This is a genomic window from Gaoshiqia hydrogeniformans (assembly GCF_049347105.1).
Classification (GTDB): domain Bacteria; phylum Bacteroidota; class Bacteroidia; order Bacteroidales; family Prolixibacteraceae; genus Gaoshiqia; species Gaoshiqia hydrogeniformans.
Genome location: NZ_CP186334.1, coordinates 4,018,686 through 4,033,954, shown reverse-complemented (window position 1 = coordinate 4,033,954; position 15,269 = coordinate 4,018,686). Strand labels below are relative to the sequence as shown.

The 15,269-nt window shown below is 43.2% G+C and carries 10 protein-coding genes; 8 read left to right on the top strand and 2 right to left on the bottom strand.

The genetic code is table 11. The features are described from left to right. Positions 1 to 33: 33 nt before the first annotated feature. Entirely contained in the window at positions 34 to 573 is a 540-nt protein-coding gene (locus ACOIT5_RS15985) for a YcxB family protein (protein ID WP_423127157.1), read from the bottom strand. Between the two features lie 506 nt (positions 574 to 1,079). Here ACOIT5_RS15985 and ACOIT5_RS15980 point away from each other — a divergent pair. The 8 genes from ACOIT5_RS15980 (at position 1,080) to ACOIT5_RS15945 (ending at position 13,957) form a co-directional block, all read left to right on the top strand. Beyond that, positions 1,080 to 1,658: an RNA polymerase sigma-70 factor gene (locus ACOIT5_RS15980; protein WP_423127156.1), complete on the top strand. Its 579-nt coding sequence runs from the start codon at positions 1,080 to 1,082 to the stop codon at positions 1,656 to 1,658. Between the two features lie 60 nt (positions 1,659 to 1,718). Next, complete coding sequence (locus tag ACOIT5_RS15975; protein WP_423127155.1) at positions 1,719 to 2,729, top strand: FecR family protein; 1,011 nt, start codon at positions 1,719 to 1,721, stop codon at positions 2,727 to 2,729. Positions 2,730 to 2,925: 196 nt separating this feature from the next. Continuing rightward, positions 2,926 to 6,276 carry a TonB-dependent receptor gene (locus ACOIT5_RS15970; protein WP_423127154.1) on the top strand — a complete coding sequence of 1,117 codons (3,351 nt, stop codon included), beginning with the start codon at positions 2,926 to 2,928 and terminating at the stop codon, positions 6,274 to 6,276. A 12-nt stretch (positions 6,277 to 6,288) separates the two neighbouring features. After that, positions 6,289 to 7,896 (top strand): RagB/SusD family nutrient uptake outer membrane protein, encoded by a 1,608-nt coding sequence (locus ACOIT5_RS15965; protein WP_423127153.1) that lies wholly within the window; start codon positions 6,289 to 6,291, stop codon positions 7,894 to 7,896. Then, on the top strand, positions 7,896 to 9,119 hold the full coding sequence (locus ACOIT5_RS15960; protein ID WP_423127152.1) for a SusE domain-containing protein: 1,224 nt from the start codon (positions 7,896 to 7,898) through the stop codon (positions 9,117 to 9,119). Before ACOIT5_RS15965 ends, ACOIT5_RS15960 begins: the two co-directional genes overlap by 1 nt. Positions 9,120 to 9,144: 25 nt before the next feature. Next, complete coding sequence (locus ACOIT5_RS15955; protein ID WP_423127151.1) at positions 9,145 to 10,431, top strand: SusE domain-containing protein; 1,287 nt, start codon at positions 9,145 to 9,147, stop codon at positions 10,429 to 10,431. A gap of 29 nt (positions 10,432 to 10,460) precedes the next feature. Next, complete coding sequence (locus ACOIT5_RS15950; RefSeq protein WP_423127150.1) at positions 10,461 to 11,651, top strand: glycoside hydrolase family 76 protein; 1,191 nt, start codon at positions 10,461 to 10,463, stop codon at positions 11,649 to 11,651. A 23-nt stretch (positions 11,652 to 11,674) separates the two neighbouring features. Continuing rightward, complete coding sequence (locus tag ACOIT5_RS15945; protein WP_423127149.1) at positions 11,675 to 13,957, top strand: glycoside hydrolase family 76 protein; 2,283 nt, start codon at positions 11,675 to 11,677, stop codon at positions 13,955 to 13,957. An 842-nt stretch (positions 13,958 to 14,799) separates the two neighbouring features. Here the strand turns inward: ACOIT5_RS15945 and ACOIT5_RS15940 are convergent. Beyond that, complete coding sequence (locus tag ACOIT5_RS15940) at positions 14,800 to 15,180, bottom strand: HU family DNA-binding protein (protein WP_423127148.1); 381 nt, start codon at positions 15,178 to 15,180, stop codon at positions 14,800 to 14,802. Between the last annotated feature and the right edge of the window lie 89 nt (positions 15,181 to 15,269).

The window sequence follows — 15,269 nt, the reverse complement described above, 5'->3', positions numbered from 1 at the left end:
AAACGCACCAGCAAGGGCAGCAGGGAATTTTTGTTATTTCCATTTCCAGCCAGGTTGATTATTCCATGAAATATCTAACGATGAAATCAGATCGGCCAGTTCTTCCTTTAGTTTAGAAAACTCCCCCAATCTTGAAGGGATAATTACACTCTCTCCGGTTTTAATTTTAATGAAAAGATTATCAGCAATCTCGTTAATTTCCTGTATCTCGGTAATCTTTATTTTGCCCTCTTGATTATCTGCTTTACTTACAATATAACCATCTTCAAATCCAAGCTCGCTTTCAATTCCAATCCTATTTTGATAATTCTCCTGTATATGCTTCTCATAATGCTTTTTGTACTGTTTACGCTGATATAAAGGATAAAAAATCAGTGTAATGATTGAAAATCCAATAAAGTAATATGATAAAAATCTATCGTCGCTTTGTCTTAAAGTTAATCCAAGCACAAGAAAGCTTATCGTCAACAAAATCCATGTACGAATCCGTTTGTTTTTAATCCGTTTTGATTTTGAAGCAGTATAAAGCTGATATCTCAAAAAATCATCCTTGTCAAGTGTTATTTTATACATGCGGTGTCTCTTTTTTATAGATGCCATTTTACTTATATGTCCACCCAAATATCTTATATTTCAATATCCGGGAGAGATAATATTTATCTTTATTATCTTATGTCCCCAACAGAGGAAGACAGCCACACCATCCCCTGTATCTTTGTTGCTATCTCTTAACATCCCAAAAATCGTTGTGCTGTTTATGTTGAAGGGCGTTCAGGTGTCGTTTTCATTGTTTGGTTATTGTTTGGTGCCAGAAAGTTACAATAATTCTGAACAAATAATTATTGATTACCTGGAAATTATTGTAAGTAAAATAAAAATAGCCTCTGGTTTTTTCAAATCATTTGACGTTCTCTGAACACTCTTTTAATATCGGATTTCCGGGTTACCGTAAATCTTGTATAAAAGCTCAAACGAAGCTCATTTGGCAGATTTAAAACAGATCTTGAAATGAGAAAGAATCCTTGCCTTTTATTTCCTTCAATTTTAATAATTTTAGGCCAACCTAAATAAACCCGAAATTGAAGAATTCGATACCTGATTTGAACACTGAAGCTGGTACGTTTGACTGGAATGAAGAAAATTTCAGCAGGCTGTTTGACATGTACTATTCTTCTCTTTGTTTTTTTGCGAATAAATATTTGGAAGACATGGATCAGGCCCGGTCGCTGGTGCAGGAAGTGTTTGTAGACCTTTGGACCAAACGTGGGCATCTTGCTTTAAAGTATTCCGTAAAATCATATCTCTACACCGCCGTTAAAAACCGGTCGATTGATTATTTGCGTTCGGCCAGTAAACATGTAAAATTATCCTTGGTTGGCGATCAGCAGTTGGAATCACCTTTTCAGGATGCCCTTGAAGAGGCTGAACTAAACGACCGGATCAACAAATCGATTAATGAATTGCCCGAAAAATGCCGGGAAGTGTTTGTATTATGCCGGTTCGAAGGATTAAAGTACAGTCAGGTTGCAGCGAAACTAAACATCTCGGTTAAGACCGTTGAAATGCAAATGGGGATTGCATTAAAAAAAATGCGTGAAAAACTGTCAGACATTCAGTTGGTTAAACTTCTTCTTTGCATTTTTTCAAAAAAAAAGTAGGTTCTTTTACAGGGTAAGCAGGTCGTATTTCGTCTACGGGGTAATTTAACCCACGGCGACATGAACGAAGACAACCATATCGATAGATTAATTGCAAAAGCCCTTTCCGGAAATGCAACTCCCGGCGAAATCGCCGAACTTAACGAGTTGAAAACGGAGTCGTTACACCATTCAGATGCTTATCGGCAAAGCCAAAAAATTTGGCAGCATGCTGAAAACTGGATTTCCAATGCTGATATTCAGCAGGATAAACTCAAAACCCAGGCTGAAATCAATCAGAACCTATTCCGGCAAATCAGGCATAACAAACGCCTGCTAAGCATTTATAAAATTGCTGCCATTCTGGCCTTCCCCATCGCCCTGGCGATAAGCCTTCTTTTTATGAAACAGGGGCAGGAGCATAAGCAAGTCCTGTCAACAATCACCGGGATTACCGCCCCGTTGGGGCATATTGCCAAATGCAGGCTTCCGGATGGCACGGAAGTCTGGATTAACTCAGGATCGACTATGACTTACGATGCTGCCGGCTTTGTTTCCGGTACGCGTGAAGTTAGCCTGGAAGGCGAAGCTTATTTCGAGGTTTCCAAAGATCGGCAGCGAACATTTTTTGTACGTACTCAATTCGCTGATGTAAAAGTTACCGGCACGTCATTCAACGTAAAAGCTCATCCCGATTCCCAATCTTTCGAAACGGTTTTAAGTGAGGGAAGTATTGAACTGGATTTAAAACGGCAAGGACAAGCATTGGTGAAAATGTCGCCGGGCGAGCGGCTTATCTATGAAAAAGCACGGGGCAAGGTATTGGTACAGCAAGTGGATACCGAGCTTTTCTCATCGTGGCGAAATGGCGAGATCATATTCAAAGATGCAACTTTACTTGATTTGGCTAATGAGCTTGAACGGATTTATGGGGTCCGGTTCCGCTTTGAAGACCCGGATATGGCCGCTTACCGCTTCAGGGGGATGTTTAGTTACAGCAACAACCTGATTGAGGCCCTTGAGAAAATTAAAGTAACAGCCCAGGTCAATTATTATATCGCGAATAAAGAAGTATGGCTAAAAAGAAATTAATCAAAACCTAATTCATATGGAATAAAGAACGAAACGTGGCTTAAAAAAGAAGAGGGAATAGGTCGAAGCATTCCCCCTTCAAAAATGAACCGCTACGAATAGCGTAATCAATTTTATTAATTCAACATTCAAATTTATGAAAAAAAAACTTGAACGAGGGAGAACTCATGTTCTCTGGCTAAAAAAACTATGGCTTATGATGAGGTTATGTGTATTGCTGATTTTATTGGCCTCAGTATCAGTTACCGCAAGCGTTTATGCGCAAAATTCGAAACTGACGCTGAAAATGAAGAATTCCAAAATTGCGGATGTTTTTAATTCCATTGAAGAACAATCGGATTATTATTTCTTTTATAACCGCGATCTTTTTGATGATTCCCAATTGGTAAGCGTGGATATCGAGAATAAAAGTGTTACTGAAATTCTGGATGAACTGTTTAAGGGGAAAAATATCAGTTACAAAATTGTTGACCGGAATATTCTGATTGAGGTTAACGCCGGCAAACTGAACCAGATGAACCAGCAAAAGGCCGATATCCGGGGGAAGGTCACCGATTCATCCGGCGCCCCGCTTCCGGGGGTCAGCGTGATGGTAAAGGGAACGACTACCGGAACGATTACCGACTTCGACGGAAACTACCTGCTTTCCAACCTTCCGGTTGACGCTATCCTGGTCTTTTCGTTTGTAGGGATGAAGGGACAGGCAATAAGGGTTGCCGGAGAATCTAATATTAATATTGTATTAGTTGAAGAAACAGTCGATATTGAGCAGGTTGTGGTGATCGGTTATGGTACTCGCCAGCGCAAAAGCGTTATGGGTGCTATTGACCAAGTAGGTTCTGAAGTTTTTAAAAACAGACCTGTGAGCAATGCCATGCAGGCTCTTCAGGGAGCAAGTCCAAACCTGATTATTCAGCAAAGGAATATGAACCCGAACGACAATACGATGAACATCAATGTTCGCGGTGTCAGCTCGATGGCTGGTAGTGATCCTCTCATTGTTATTGACGGGTTGATTTCCGATACAGGGACATTGAATAACCTGAATCCTAACGATATCGAAACTGTTTCGGTACTGAAAGACGCCAGCGCCGCCATTTACGGTTCGCGTTCGGCAAACGGAGTTATTTTAGTAATTACCAAAAAAGGGACCAAAAGCGACAGGCCAATAATACGTTTCAATGAGATGATAGGTAATCAGACGCCCAAAATTCTGTTCCATCCAGTGAATGGATGGGAGAATGCAATGCTTCGTAACCAGGCACTCATCAACGGCGGAGCACAACCCATGTACACGCCCGAAGAAATTCGCGATCTGTATGATCACCGCAGCGAAGAATCATGGTGGTTGGATGAAAACTTGAGAACCGCTTTGCAGCAGTCCTATAATTTAAGCGTATCGGGCGGAACCAACAATACAACCTATATGATTTCCGGAGGTTATTACAAACAGGAAAACAATTTTTTAGGCGATTACTGGCTGAAGCGTTTCAATTTCCGCAGCAATCTTAGTGCCGAGTGGGGAAGAGTAAAACTGACCAACATGATGGCCTATACCCGAAGAGCGGAGCGTACAGTAGCAGGAGGAACAGGCTCTATCATCATCGATTCGTCTCGGATTCCACCCTACTATTTTTACAAGCAGAAGGAAGACGGATTGTATTTCATCAACAACGTTAATACAGAACTTAACCCTCGCGCACAAATGGAACAAGGAGGATATGAAAAGAAAGACGAGGATAATTTCATGGGTAGTGTGGCATTAGATATTAAGATTATTGACGGTTTGAAAGTCAGGGGGGTTGCAGGACTCGACCTCACGCAGCACCATCGTTTTCGTCGCTGGCAACAGGTGCCGCTCTATAACTGGCCCGATAAAACGTTTGCCAGATATCTCAACGCCACCCGGAGAACGGATGATTACAATAATAAGAGGTACACGTTAAGTACGCAATTAATGATTGATTTCGACCGCACCTTCAATTCTGTGCATCAGATTACAGCCTTATTGGGAGCTTCAAACGAATCGTTTACCCGCGAAGACAGTCAGGTCATGTGGAGATATACCGATGAAGATTTAGGACTTCCCACAACAGAACTATCGGAACAGGTTCCAGGAGATAACTGGAATACCCCTTACGGAACTGATATGTCCAGTATCACATCCGTGTTTGGACGCTTTGGATACAATTATCAGGAAAAATATTACGGAGAATTTACATTCCGTTACGATGCCTCGTCGAAATTCCCTAAAGACAATCGTTGGGGTTTCTTTCCTTCATTCTCTGCCGGGTGGAGAATTTCAGAAGAGGATTTTCTCGATTTTTATAAACAAAATATAGGAAATCTAAAAATTCGTGGTACTTATGGAGTATTAGGAAATCAAAACGTGAATAATTATGCATTTTACACGGTTTACCAAATGAGAGGAAACCGTTATGCGTTCAATAATTCAACCGTCCCCGGTATTGATTATACTTTGGGCAACGAGAAGTTGACCTGGGAAATATCAGCAACTTTCAATATCGGTATAGATGCAACATTCTTCAAAAACAGATTGAACCTGTCGTTAGACTATTTCGACCGGCGTACATCGGACATTTTGCTTCCGCCGATAGTTCCTTCAGCATTCGGAACCAATGCAGCATATGAAAATATTGGGGAAATGAAAAACTGCGGATGGGAAGCTAACTTTGGTTATCATTTAGCCACAGGTAATGTTAGTCATCGTTTCAACTTCAACGTGGCCGATCAGAAAAACAAAGTAACTAAGTACGGTGATCCTACTATCCGCAGCAGCGACCAGATGTATAGCATCGTACAGGAAGGATATGCGCTGGGTTCGTATTTCGGCTACAAAACTGCCGGATTTTTCCAGTCATACGAAGAGATAGCCAACAGCGTTGTACCTCTTGGCTTTGATGTGCATCCGGGAGACGTAAAATATATAGACAGCAATGGGGATGGAATGATCACAGACGCTGACCGAGTTGTTTATGGCAACGCCTTCCCGAGATATACGTTTGGTTTTACGTATGACGTTGCATGGAAGGGTTTTGATTTCAGTATGATCGTACAGGGCGTAGGTAAACGAGACCAGTATATCAGGGGCGAACTTTTGGAGCCGTTTCATGAAGGTTATTCCCAAAGTATTTACAAACACCAGTTAGATTTCTGGACTCCTGAAAACCCTAATGCAAGATATCCACGTTTGACTGGACCCAGCTCGTCGTCGAACAACAACAACTGGCAAAGGAAAGGTTCGGATATATATATGTTGAACGCGGCTTACCTCCGGTTGAAAAACATACAGTTGGGCTATACATTACCGCAGAATTTCACCTCACGATATGGCATTACAAGGACGCGTGTAAGCCTCAACGCTCAGAACGTGTTCACTTTGTGCGAAAATTCATTCGTCGATCCAGAATCGACCGAATACGGCAACGATATGGGCGGTAGAGATGGGAGCGGTGTAAATGCAAGTAGCGGCCGTAACTTCCCGCCTTTGAAATATTACGGAATAGGATTAGAATTGGATTTTTAAAACAAGTACCAGATGAAAAAAGAAATTGTAAAATTTTATATCATAGCAATAGTGGCGGCATTTTTTTCATGTAATCCATTGGACCTTACCCCCACTGACAGGATTACCGATGTTAGTTACTGGACGTCGGCTGAAAAAGCGGAAGCCGTGTTGAATCAAGCTTACAGTCAGATGTATACTGCCAGTTATTACTTTAATACGGAATGTTTGTCGGATAACCTCTATCAGAGAAACTTTTCCAACGAAAAACAAATTTCTTCAGGACAAGCCGACGCGGCGAATGGTCGATTCGCGAGCGAATGGAGGGATTGTTATGCGGGTATCAAATACTGCCATATCTTTCTCAAAAATGTGGATCTTGTGACGATGGACGAAACAGTTAGAGAACGCATGAAGGCAGAAGCCCGTTTTATCCGGGCATTCTTGTATTTCCGCCTTGCCAACTGGTATGGTGCAGTACCTTGGTTCGATTACGACCCGACGTTGGAAGAAACAAAGACCATTTCGCGTACACCTAAAGATGAGGTGGTTTCCTGGGTCCGGGAGGAATTGAATGAGATGATGACCAAACTTCCCACCAAGCAGCAATATGCCGCTTCCGATAACGGACGTATTACTCGTGGAGCAGCTGCAACTTTGCTGGCGCGTACGTATCTCTACGAAAACGATTGGCGGAACGTGGCGAATGTCTGCGAAAAAATCATTGCTGGAGATTATGGACAGTATTCGCTTTTCAAAAGTAATAATGTGAATATCAGTAGTTACGAAGGACTTTTCCTGCCACAAAACGAATACAATAACGAAGTGATACTCGACATCAGTTATGTTCCCGCAATCAGAACATGGGACACTTATCGCGACGCAATACCGCTTACGGTAGGCGGTCGTGTCAATTCTTTTGCTCCCACGCAGGATTTGGTGGACGATTATATCATGCAGAATGGAAGAGCAATCAATGAATCCGGATCCGGATATCCTACCAACCCCACCAACACTACCATGTATCAAAACCGGGACCCGCGTTTTGCGCAAACCATTGTTCACCACGGCTATAATTGGAAAAACCCCAACAATACCATTTCCACAATAAATGTAACGGGGGCAGGAGCGGGCAACAATGCATATACGCCAAGCAGCAACTCCACCTCTACCGGTTATTTCCTCAGAAAATGGTACGATCCTACAGCGCCATTGAGTGATATTGCATCGGGTCTTAACCTGATACTGATGCGTTATGCCGACGTATTGCTGATGTATGCCGAAGCAAAGAATGAACTGAATGAGATGAACAATGTAGTATGGGACATGACCATCCGCCCCATCCGCGAACGAGCTGGATTCACTGATGATTATGCATTGGATTATAATATTTCGTGGAATATGCGGCAGGTTATCCGACGCGAACGTCGCTGCGAACTGGTAATGGAAGGAACAAGGATTCACGACATCAGGCGGTGGAAGACAGCCGAAATAGTTCTTAATACTACCCCGCGTGGAGCGTCCTGGTCAACAATTACATTAGATGCGCGGAGATTCAATGCAGCTCGCGACTACCTGTGGCCCGTACCTCAGGCGGAAAAGGATATTAATCCAAATCTTGGACAAAATTCTGGTTATTAATGTATTCAATTGTAAAAAAAATGATAAATATGAATCCAGGAATTTTTCGAATAACCATTATGGCAGCCTTGATATTCTCATTTTCAGGCTGTAGCATGGATCAGGAAGTGACAGATGTGTTCGACCTGAGTGTATCGCAAATAGAGCATTTGTATCAACCCGAAAACGGGAAGAGCATTCAGTTATCGGCTTCATCACAGACACCCCAAGTACGTTTCGAGTGGGAGCCCGCCATGGCTAACGACAACGGCATGGTGCTATATGAACTTAAATTTGACAAAGCTAATGGCGACTTTTCAAATCCGATTGCCGTCTTCCCTTCGAACAATAATGGAAAAAACAACTTTTTCGACATTGGGCACAAGGATTTGAATCGTCTTGCTGCGTCCGCAGATATTGAATCAAACGAGTGGGGTATACTTAAGTGGACGGTATTTGCATCAAAAGGAATCAATCCGGTAAAAGCCGATCTTGAATATACGCTTATCGTAAAACGATTGGCAGGTATCACGCCTCCCGATGCGGTTTATCTTACCGGAGCTGCGACGGAGGCAGGCGATAACCTTGCTGACGCTCTTATCATGAAACAAATTGCCGACGGTGAATGTGAATTGTTCACCCTTCTGATGGCAGGGCAAACCTTCAGGTTTGTGGATGCAACAGTTGGAAGCCCAACTGTCTATGGTTTGGTAGGACAAGAAACTCTTGTAGAAGATCAGAGCGGATCATGTACTGTTGCAACAACCGGAGTTTACAGAATCAACCTTGATTTTAATTCAGCAGTTGTCAAATTTAGCGAAGTAGCAAGAGTATGTCTTTTTCCCAACGCTGCGCAGTCATACGTCGATATGACTTACGCTGGTTTTGGCGTTTGGGAATTAGTTGACCATGAGTTCGACTATGGAGCAGGCGACTATGGTAATACCGACGACCGATACAAATTCCGTATGGTCTATGCCATTGGACATCCAACCGGAGGACCTGACCACGCAATTACCGAATGGAGGACACTGTTGCCTAACGACTCCAAGCCGGGTCCAACTCCTACAATCGCGTGGTATTATATGGAGGAAAGGCTCACCCCCCACCCTTTGCAACAATGGACAAACAACGAAATATGGAAGCGCGAAGGAGCCACTTGGAATGGAGCCAAATATAATGCTAAATTCATTTTAAAACCCGATGCTCCTTATACCCATACATTTGTCAGGACAGAAATGTGATAATCATTAATTTAAAACAAGCCTTATGAAATTTTTATTAAAAAAATCGATGATTTTGGCGGCATTGGCTATTGCATTTGCGACCTCTTGCAGCGATGATAAATTGTTGTTTAGTCTGACAGAGGTAAACGATCTTTTTGAACCGACAGATCAGAAAGCAATAGTTTTAAAGCCTGTGCCTTCGGTATTTTTCACATGGGAAGCGTGTGATCCCGAAAAAAGCGGGACAGTGGTGTACTATCTTGTCATCGACAGAGCAGACGGCGATTTCTCTAATCCGTTATACAAAGTTCTTTCCGAAAGTAATGGAACGAGAAACTTTGCACTCGTGTCACATACTCGGTTGGACAATATAGCGAAAATGGCAGGAGCGGTGAAGGGAGCTGACTGTCTGCTCAAATGGACGGTTCTTTCCAAAAAAGGAACGGAAATTATGAAAGCCGCTAAGGAACACAGACTTATTGTTACCCGTATGGCAGAATATGATTATATCGACTTGCCATTTGAACTTTATATGTCAGGAGCAGCAGCTGATATCGAAGCAGCCTATTCTTTTATGAATTCTGTAGAGTCTTTGAGAATAGAAAAAAGAAATGAAGAAGATGAAGATGCTATAGTAGAAGAATACGTACCGGAAATGGTTGGTGACGCCCTTAAGATGACAAAAGTGGCTGATGGCGTTTTTGAAGGTATTGCCTCATTTACTAAAGGGGAGCCGCTTCAGTTCAAAGAAGCTGTCAACGGAGAATCGCGTACTTTTTATCTCGACGACGGACTGATTAATGAAGCTGTGGCGGCAGCGTGCGATACGACCGGAGTTTTCAAGTTAACCGTTGATTTTAACAATAGAAGTTATTCTTACTCCCCGGCTGTGCGTGTATTCATCTATATTTCAGGTCCAAATTATGAATGTGAATTGGGCTATCAGGATCTTGGAGTCTGGGGGTTGACAAATTATCGATTTGGGTCAGGAGCAAACAGCAGTACCGATGACCGTTACAAATTTCGTATGCTCACTCCTTCAGGTAGAAAAACCGAATGGAGATGCGTATACAGACATAACGCAAAACCCGGCAGTAATCCGCCTGTAAATTATTATCACATGTGGCAGTACCCTAACATAGATCAATGGGCTCAATGGCCCATTGCTCCGGGTGAAAGTGCGACTACTGATCAATGGGTTTGGAAACATCCAACAACTCTTAATACCACAAATGGTAACTGGAGTACCAGAAGGCATACCGTTACGTTTATGCTCAGCTTCACTGAAGGAGAACCGCATAGGCACACGTTTAGCAGCACCGCCCCATAATTTATGTATGTTTATTAAAAATCATCAATATGAAAAAATATTGTTTTTTGCTCATATCAGCCATAATGATACTTTCATCATGCGAAGAAAAAGATGATGCAATTGTTGTCGAAACTCTGCCGCCTGTAGATTTTTCACTGGCAGTCGATATTTCTACCAAAACGTTGTGCGAATACTTTTGGAATGATAACCGTCAGTATTTTAACAGCGCCACCAATACCGATAACTGGGAAAATAATTATTGGCCTCAGGCACACGCCTTGGATGTATTGACGGACGCCTATCTCAGGACGGGCGACAACACTTATTTGTACTATTTCAACAATTGGTTGGATGGAGTTCGCAGAGCAAACGGAGGAAGGTGGACTAATCCTTATATTGACGATATGCAATGGATTGCTTTGGCGGCGTTTCGCGCCTATAAGGCAACAGGCAAAGATGCTTTCTTAGACCTCTGCTGGCAGGTATGGGAAGGCGACGATCGTTGGCCCCCTTCTGATCTCGCCGGCAGAGCCGGTATTAGAAACGCCTGGACAGAAGGTGCGAAAAACGGCTACGGGGGGTTCTTTTGGAATGCCGCCAATGAATGGCGACTCTCTAAAAATGCCTGTTCCAATGCTCCGGCTGCCATCTTTACCGCATGGTTGTATAATGAGTTTAACACTGAAGAATATCGGGAATGGGCACTCAAAATCTACGAGTGGCAAAAGGATTACCTTTTCAACCCCATTACAGGTGCAGTCGGCGACGCTTTAGATGCCAGTGACATGTCAGTGACATGGTCGTCAAACTTCACTTACAATCAGGGAACATTTTTGGGCGCTGCGCTCGAATTGTACAAAATCACCGGAGAACGGTCCTATCTCAGCGACGCCTGCAAGGCTGCCGATTTTACTATGAACAGCCTAAGTAATACCACTGATCAGTTGCTTAGAAACGAAGGTAGCGGTGATGGCGCTTTGTTTAAAGGAATTTTTGTTCGTTACTTCGTAAAATTAATCATGCAGAATGATCTCAACGAAAGAGACCGCAGTCGTTACATCAGATTCCTGAAACACAATGGAGAAACGTTGTGGAGAGAAGGACTCAGTCCAGATTTTCTGATAGGCCCGTACTGGAAAGAGAAACCTCAATTACACACAGGGCTTAACGAACAGTTGAGCGGCTGTATGCTGTTTGAAGCGCTTGCCATGTTGCAAGAAAAAGGATATTTCGAATAATTCAAATCATTAAAAAAAGGCACATGAATTTTTTAAATTTTTTAGTAGTATTATTCATATTCTTTGTATTCAATTCATGCAAAGAGGATATGTTAAAGGATGCACCCGTTTCAACGGAAATTCTCCTTCTGACTCCCACAGACTTTAGTTCCTTAAAAATAGAAACTATGCCCAAGGCTTCACTGCTTTTTTCCTGGGAAGCCGCAATCGGAAGCGATGTGACATACTCGGTTGTTTTTGACAAAACTGATGAGGATTTTTCCAACCCTGTTCAAACGGTCATTTCCGACGATAACGGCAAAAAAACATATGTGAGCATATCCCGTGCAAAAATGGATGAAATAGCCGGATTGATGGGAATTGCTGTTGAGGGAACAGGAAGTTTTAAATGGACGGTATTCGCGCAAAGAGGAAACGAAATCATTAAAGTCGAAAAAAGTCGTACGATAAGTGTTACGCGATCGGTCTTTGACGTATATGGAAGTCTTTCTGCAGGCGTTTATCTTACCGGTGCAGGAACCGAAGCAGGAGACGACATTGCCAAAGCGATGGTCCTGAAATCTATTGTTAACGGCGAATATGAGATTTATACCCAATTAACAGCAGGACAAACGTATTTCTTTGTCAACAAAACATCGGACGCATCGCGTACATTTTACACGGAGGATGGGCAGCTTAGAGAAGGTGACCAGAAATCCACGATGGGTCAATCCGGTATTTACAGAGTTTATCTCAATTTCAATACCGGGGTTTGCACCTACACTGAAATCACGAAGGTAAGCTTCTACCTCAACGCCTCGCAAATCTCGGTAGAATTGCCCTACATTGGTTTTGGCGTTTGGGGGATAGATAACACCTTCTCCGGGCTATCAGGTACCAATAATACCGACAGAAGATACAAATTCCAAATGGAAAGCGCCACAGGCGAAACCGAATGGCAGGCAGAAATGCCCAGCGATGGTGCACCGAACGGCCTCGCACCCTATTATTTCATGCGGGAAGTGGAATCTTCGATCGATGGTGATTTATGGACAGGTCCTGCAAACTGGAATAATTCCTGGGGTATAGTGTTTATGCTGAAATCCGATGCTCCCTATACGCACAGTTTGTTACAGAAAAATCAAACCTATGCTTATGGACCGGATGCGGTCGATTGGTCGTTGGCAGCCGATAAAAGTAATGCAGCGTTGATTGACTACTTTTGGAATCCGAGACTCAAATATCTTAACGCTGCAACCAACATCGATCACTTTAACGGCAATTACTGGCCCCAGGCGCATGGTTTGGATGTGTTGGTAGATGCATACCTTCGGACGGGCGATAATTTTTACAGAAATTATATGGATATGTGGTGTGAAGGAGTTCGTGCAGGAAACGGGCATAAGTGGACAAACGATTTTATTGACGATATGGAGTGGATTGGCATTGCTGCAATTCGTGCCTACAAAGCAACCGGCGATGCAAAGTTCTTGCAAGTATGTAGGGAAGTGTGGGACGGAACCACAGATGTCATCCCCTATACCCCTCACCCTTTAAATGGTATGCCAACCAGTGCCCCTAACAATGGTTATTATGGTATCAAAAGAGCATGGGTGGATGACAATCTAGGGGGAATTGCATGGAAGTCTGATCAAATTCACACCAGAAACGCCTGTTCCAACGCTCCTGCTGCCATCGTTGCTGCATTGCTGTATCAGGAGTTTGGTGACGAAGAAGATTTGGCGTGGGCCCATAAAATCTACGATTGGCAAAGGGCAAGATTGTTCAAGCCATCAAGTGGGAACGTTAGTGATAACATACGCTGGAGCAGTTATCTCACTACAAATACATTAACTGAGGGTATAACCTCCCCTACGGTCGCTGAAGGTACCGGTACTCTCACCTACAATCAGGGTACTTTTATTGGTATCGCAGTAGAATTGTACAAAATCACGGGTGAAACCAGGTACCTCAGCGATGCTATGGCAGCCGCCAATCAGGTGTTAAACACTAAAAGTACCAATAATGTGATCAGTTCTGAAACCAGTAATACCAATAGTGATAATGCAATGTTTAAAGGAATTTTTATCCGTTGGTTTACTCAGTTGATTATATGCGACGGTATCAGTGAACCTGTCCGTCAACGTTACATCTCATGGTTGATCAACAATGGCGGATCATTGTGGACTGTCGGAAGAAATGAGAAAAATTGGCTAAGTGGTAACTGGAGAGGTGCACCTACCGACCCATTGCTATTTACCGCGCAGTTGAGCGGCTGTATGTTGTTCGAGGCGTTGGCAATGTTGGAGGATAAAGGATATTTCTAACCGTCAAACAAATGATGAGGCTGTCTCAAAAGAGTTCAGCCTCTTTTTTGAGATGTCGGGCATGACAATAAGCTGGCATGATGCAAGTTCCTGCATGTGTTGGGGTGATAGGAAATATTAGCGATTGCAAGGATGTCAGAGGAACCCCTGAATCTGGAGGAAGCCATCAGAAAACTTGATGTACTGTTGAACAGAACCCCGATACAAGGCTGATTTGGGAGAGCAACCGAGTCATGGAATGAGAACGCCCAAAATTCAACCGTAGTCCCATACAGTAAATCAAGCGCCGCTTCGCAGGGCATTGGCTGATCCTAAAATGGTCGTGTTTTCGCTGGCCTTTTTATAACGCCCTTTAAGGAATAAAACTGACATCTGGACGGGGCGTCTCCCCCTGCTCGCGCCGGTTTGTAACCGGTGTGCCATTAGGCAGAATCGAATCTTATCTGCGAAAGATAAAAACACAAATTACAAACCGGTCAGCAGGAGGGTATTTTAATCAGGGCAAACGATATCATCTTTAGCACTCAACCAGAAAACCTGTTTGCGGTGACAGATGCTGTTGGCACAAATCTTTGTCAGCCGGATCAAAAGCGGACCTTCGGAATTTGTAAAGAGAAGTCGCAAAACTTATACGGAGAAGTGCGAAAACTTATAAAGAGGAGTTCGGAAACTTCTAAAGAGAAGTGATCGATACAAATACGGAGAAGTTTTGAAACTTCTAAAGAGAAGTTTGCTGACTTATACGGAGAAGTTTGAATGTATCTATTCAACCGGCTGGGTTTGGCCAGATTCAGAGGTATAAAACCCGGGACCACATGATGGCCCCGGGGATATAAAAGCATTTAGCGGGGAGAGAAGCTTGCTTTGGCAATAGCCTCTTTCATCTCCTTGCCCGGCCGGAAGCGAATGTTGACTCCCTTGATCTTGTCGGGCGAAGATTCGGCTTCGGTGTCTGTGCCTTCGCTGTTTACAGTTAACTGGAAGGTTCCCCAGTCGCCCATTTGCACCGTGTAGCCATCCAAAAGCGTACTCAGGATAACCGACTGCAACTCATCGATGACCAGGCTTGCTTCTCCTCTGCTTAAGGTCGTGTTTTTGGCCAAAGCTTCGGCGATTTCTTTCACACTTTTTTGTCCTATCCGCTTGGGAGAGATGTACCATTTTCGGGCTCCTTCAGGATCCCGCGGATTGATCCGCTGAACTTTTTTATATAAAATTGACATGATATTCTTTTTTAATTGACGATTTTGTGTTAAAAAGGTACAGGAAGCAGCTAACCGAAAGCTTAGGCTTCCCGGAATAACCGCTGAGG

Excerpts from the sequence above, each read along its gene's own strand:
- ACOIT5_RS15985 (WP_423127157.1), bottom strand. The coding sequence starts at position 573 with ATGTATAAAATAACACTTGACAAGGATGATTTTTTGAGATATCAGCTT.
- ACOIT5_RS15975 (WP_423127155.1), top strand. The coding sequence starts at position 1,719 with ATGAACGAAGACAACCATATCGATAGATTAATTGCAAAAGCCCTTTCC.
- ACOIT5_RS15970 (WP_423127154.1), top strand. The coding sequence starts at position 2,926 with ATGATGAGGTTATGTGTATTGCTGATTTTATTGGCCTCAGTATCAGTT.
- ACOIT5_RS15965 (WP_423127153.1), top strand. The coding sequence starts at position 6,289 with ATGAAAAAAGAAATTGTAAAATTTTATATCATAGCAATAGTGGCGGCA.
- ACOIT5_RS15960 (WP_423127152.1), top strand. The coding sequence starts at position 7,896 with ATGTATTCAATTGTAAAAAAAATGATAAATATGAATCCAGGAATTTTT.
- ACOIT5_RS15955 (WP_423127151.1), top strand. The coding sequence starts at position 9,145 with ATGAAATTTTTATTAAAAAAATCGATGATTTTGGCGGCATTGGCTATT.
- ACOIT5_RS15950 (WP_423127150.1), top strand. The coding sequence starts at position 10,461 with ATGAAAAAATATTGTTTTTTGCTCATATCAGCCATAATGATACTTTCA.
- ACOIT5_RS15945 (WP_423127149.1), top strand. The coding sequence starts at position 11,675 with ATGAATTTTTTAAATTTTTTAGTAGTATTATTCATATTCTTTGTATTC.
- ACOIT5_RS15940 (WP_423127148.1), bottom strand. The coding sequence starts at position 15,180 with ATGTCAATTTTATATAAAAAAGTTCAGCGGATCAATCCGCGGGATCCT.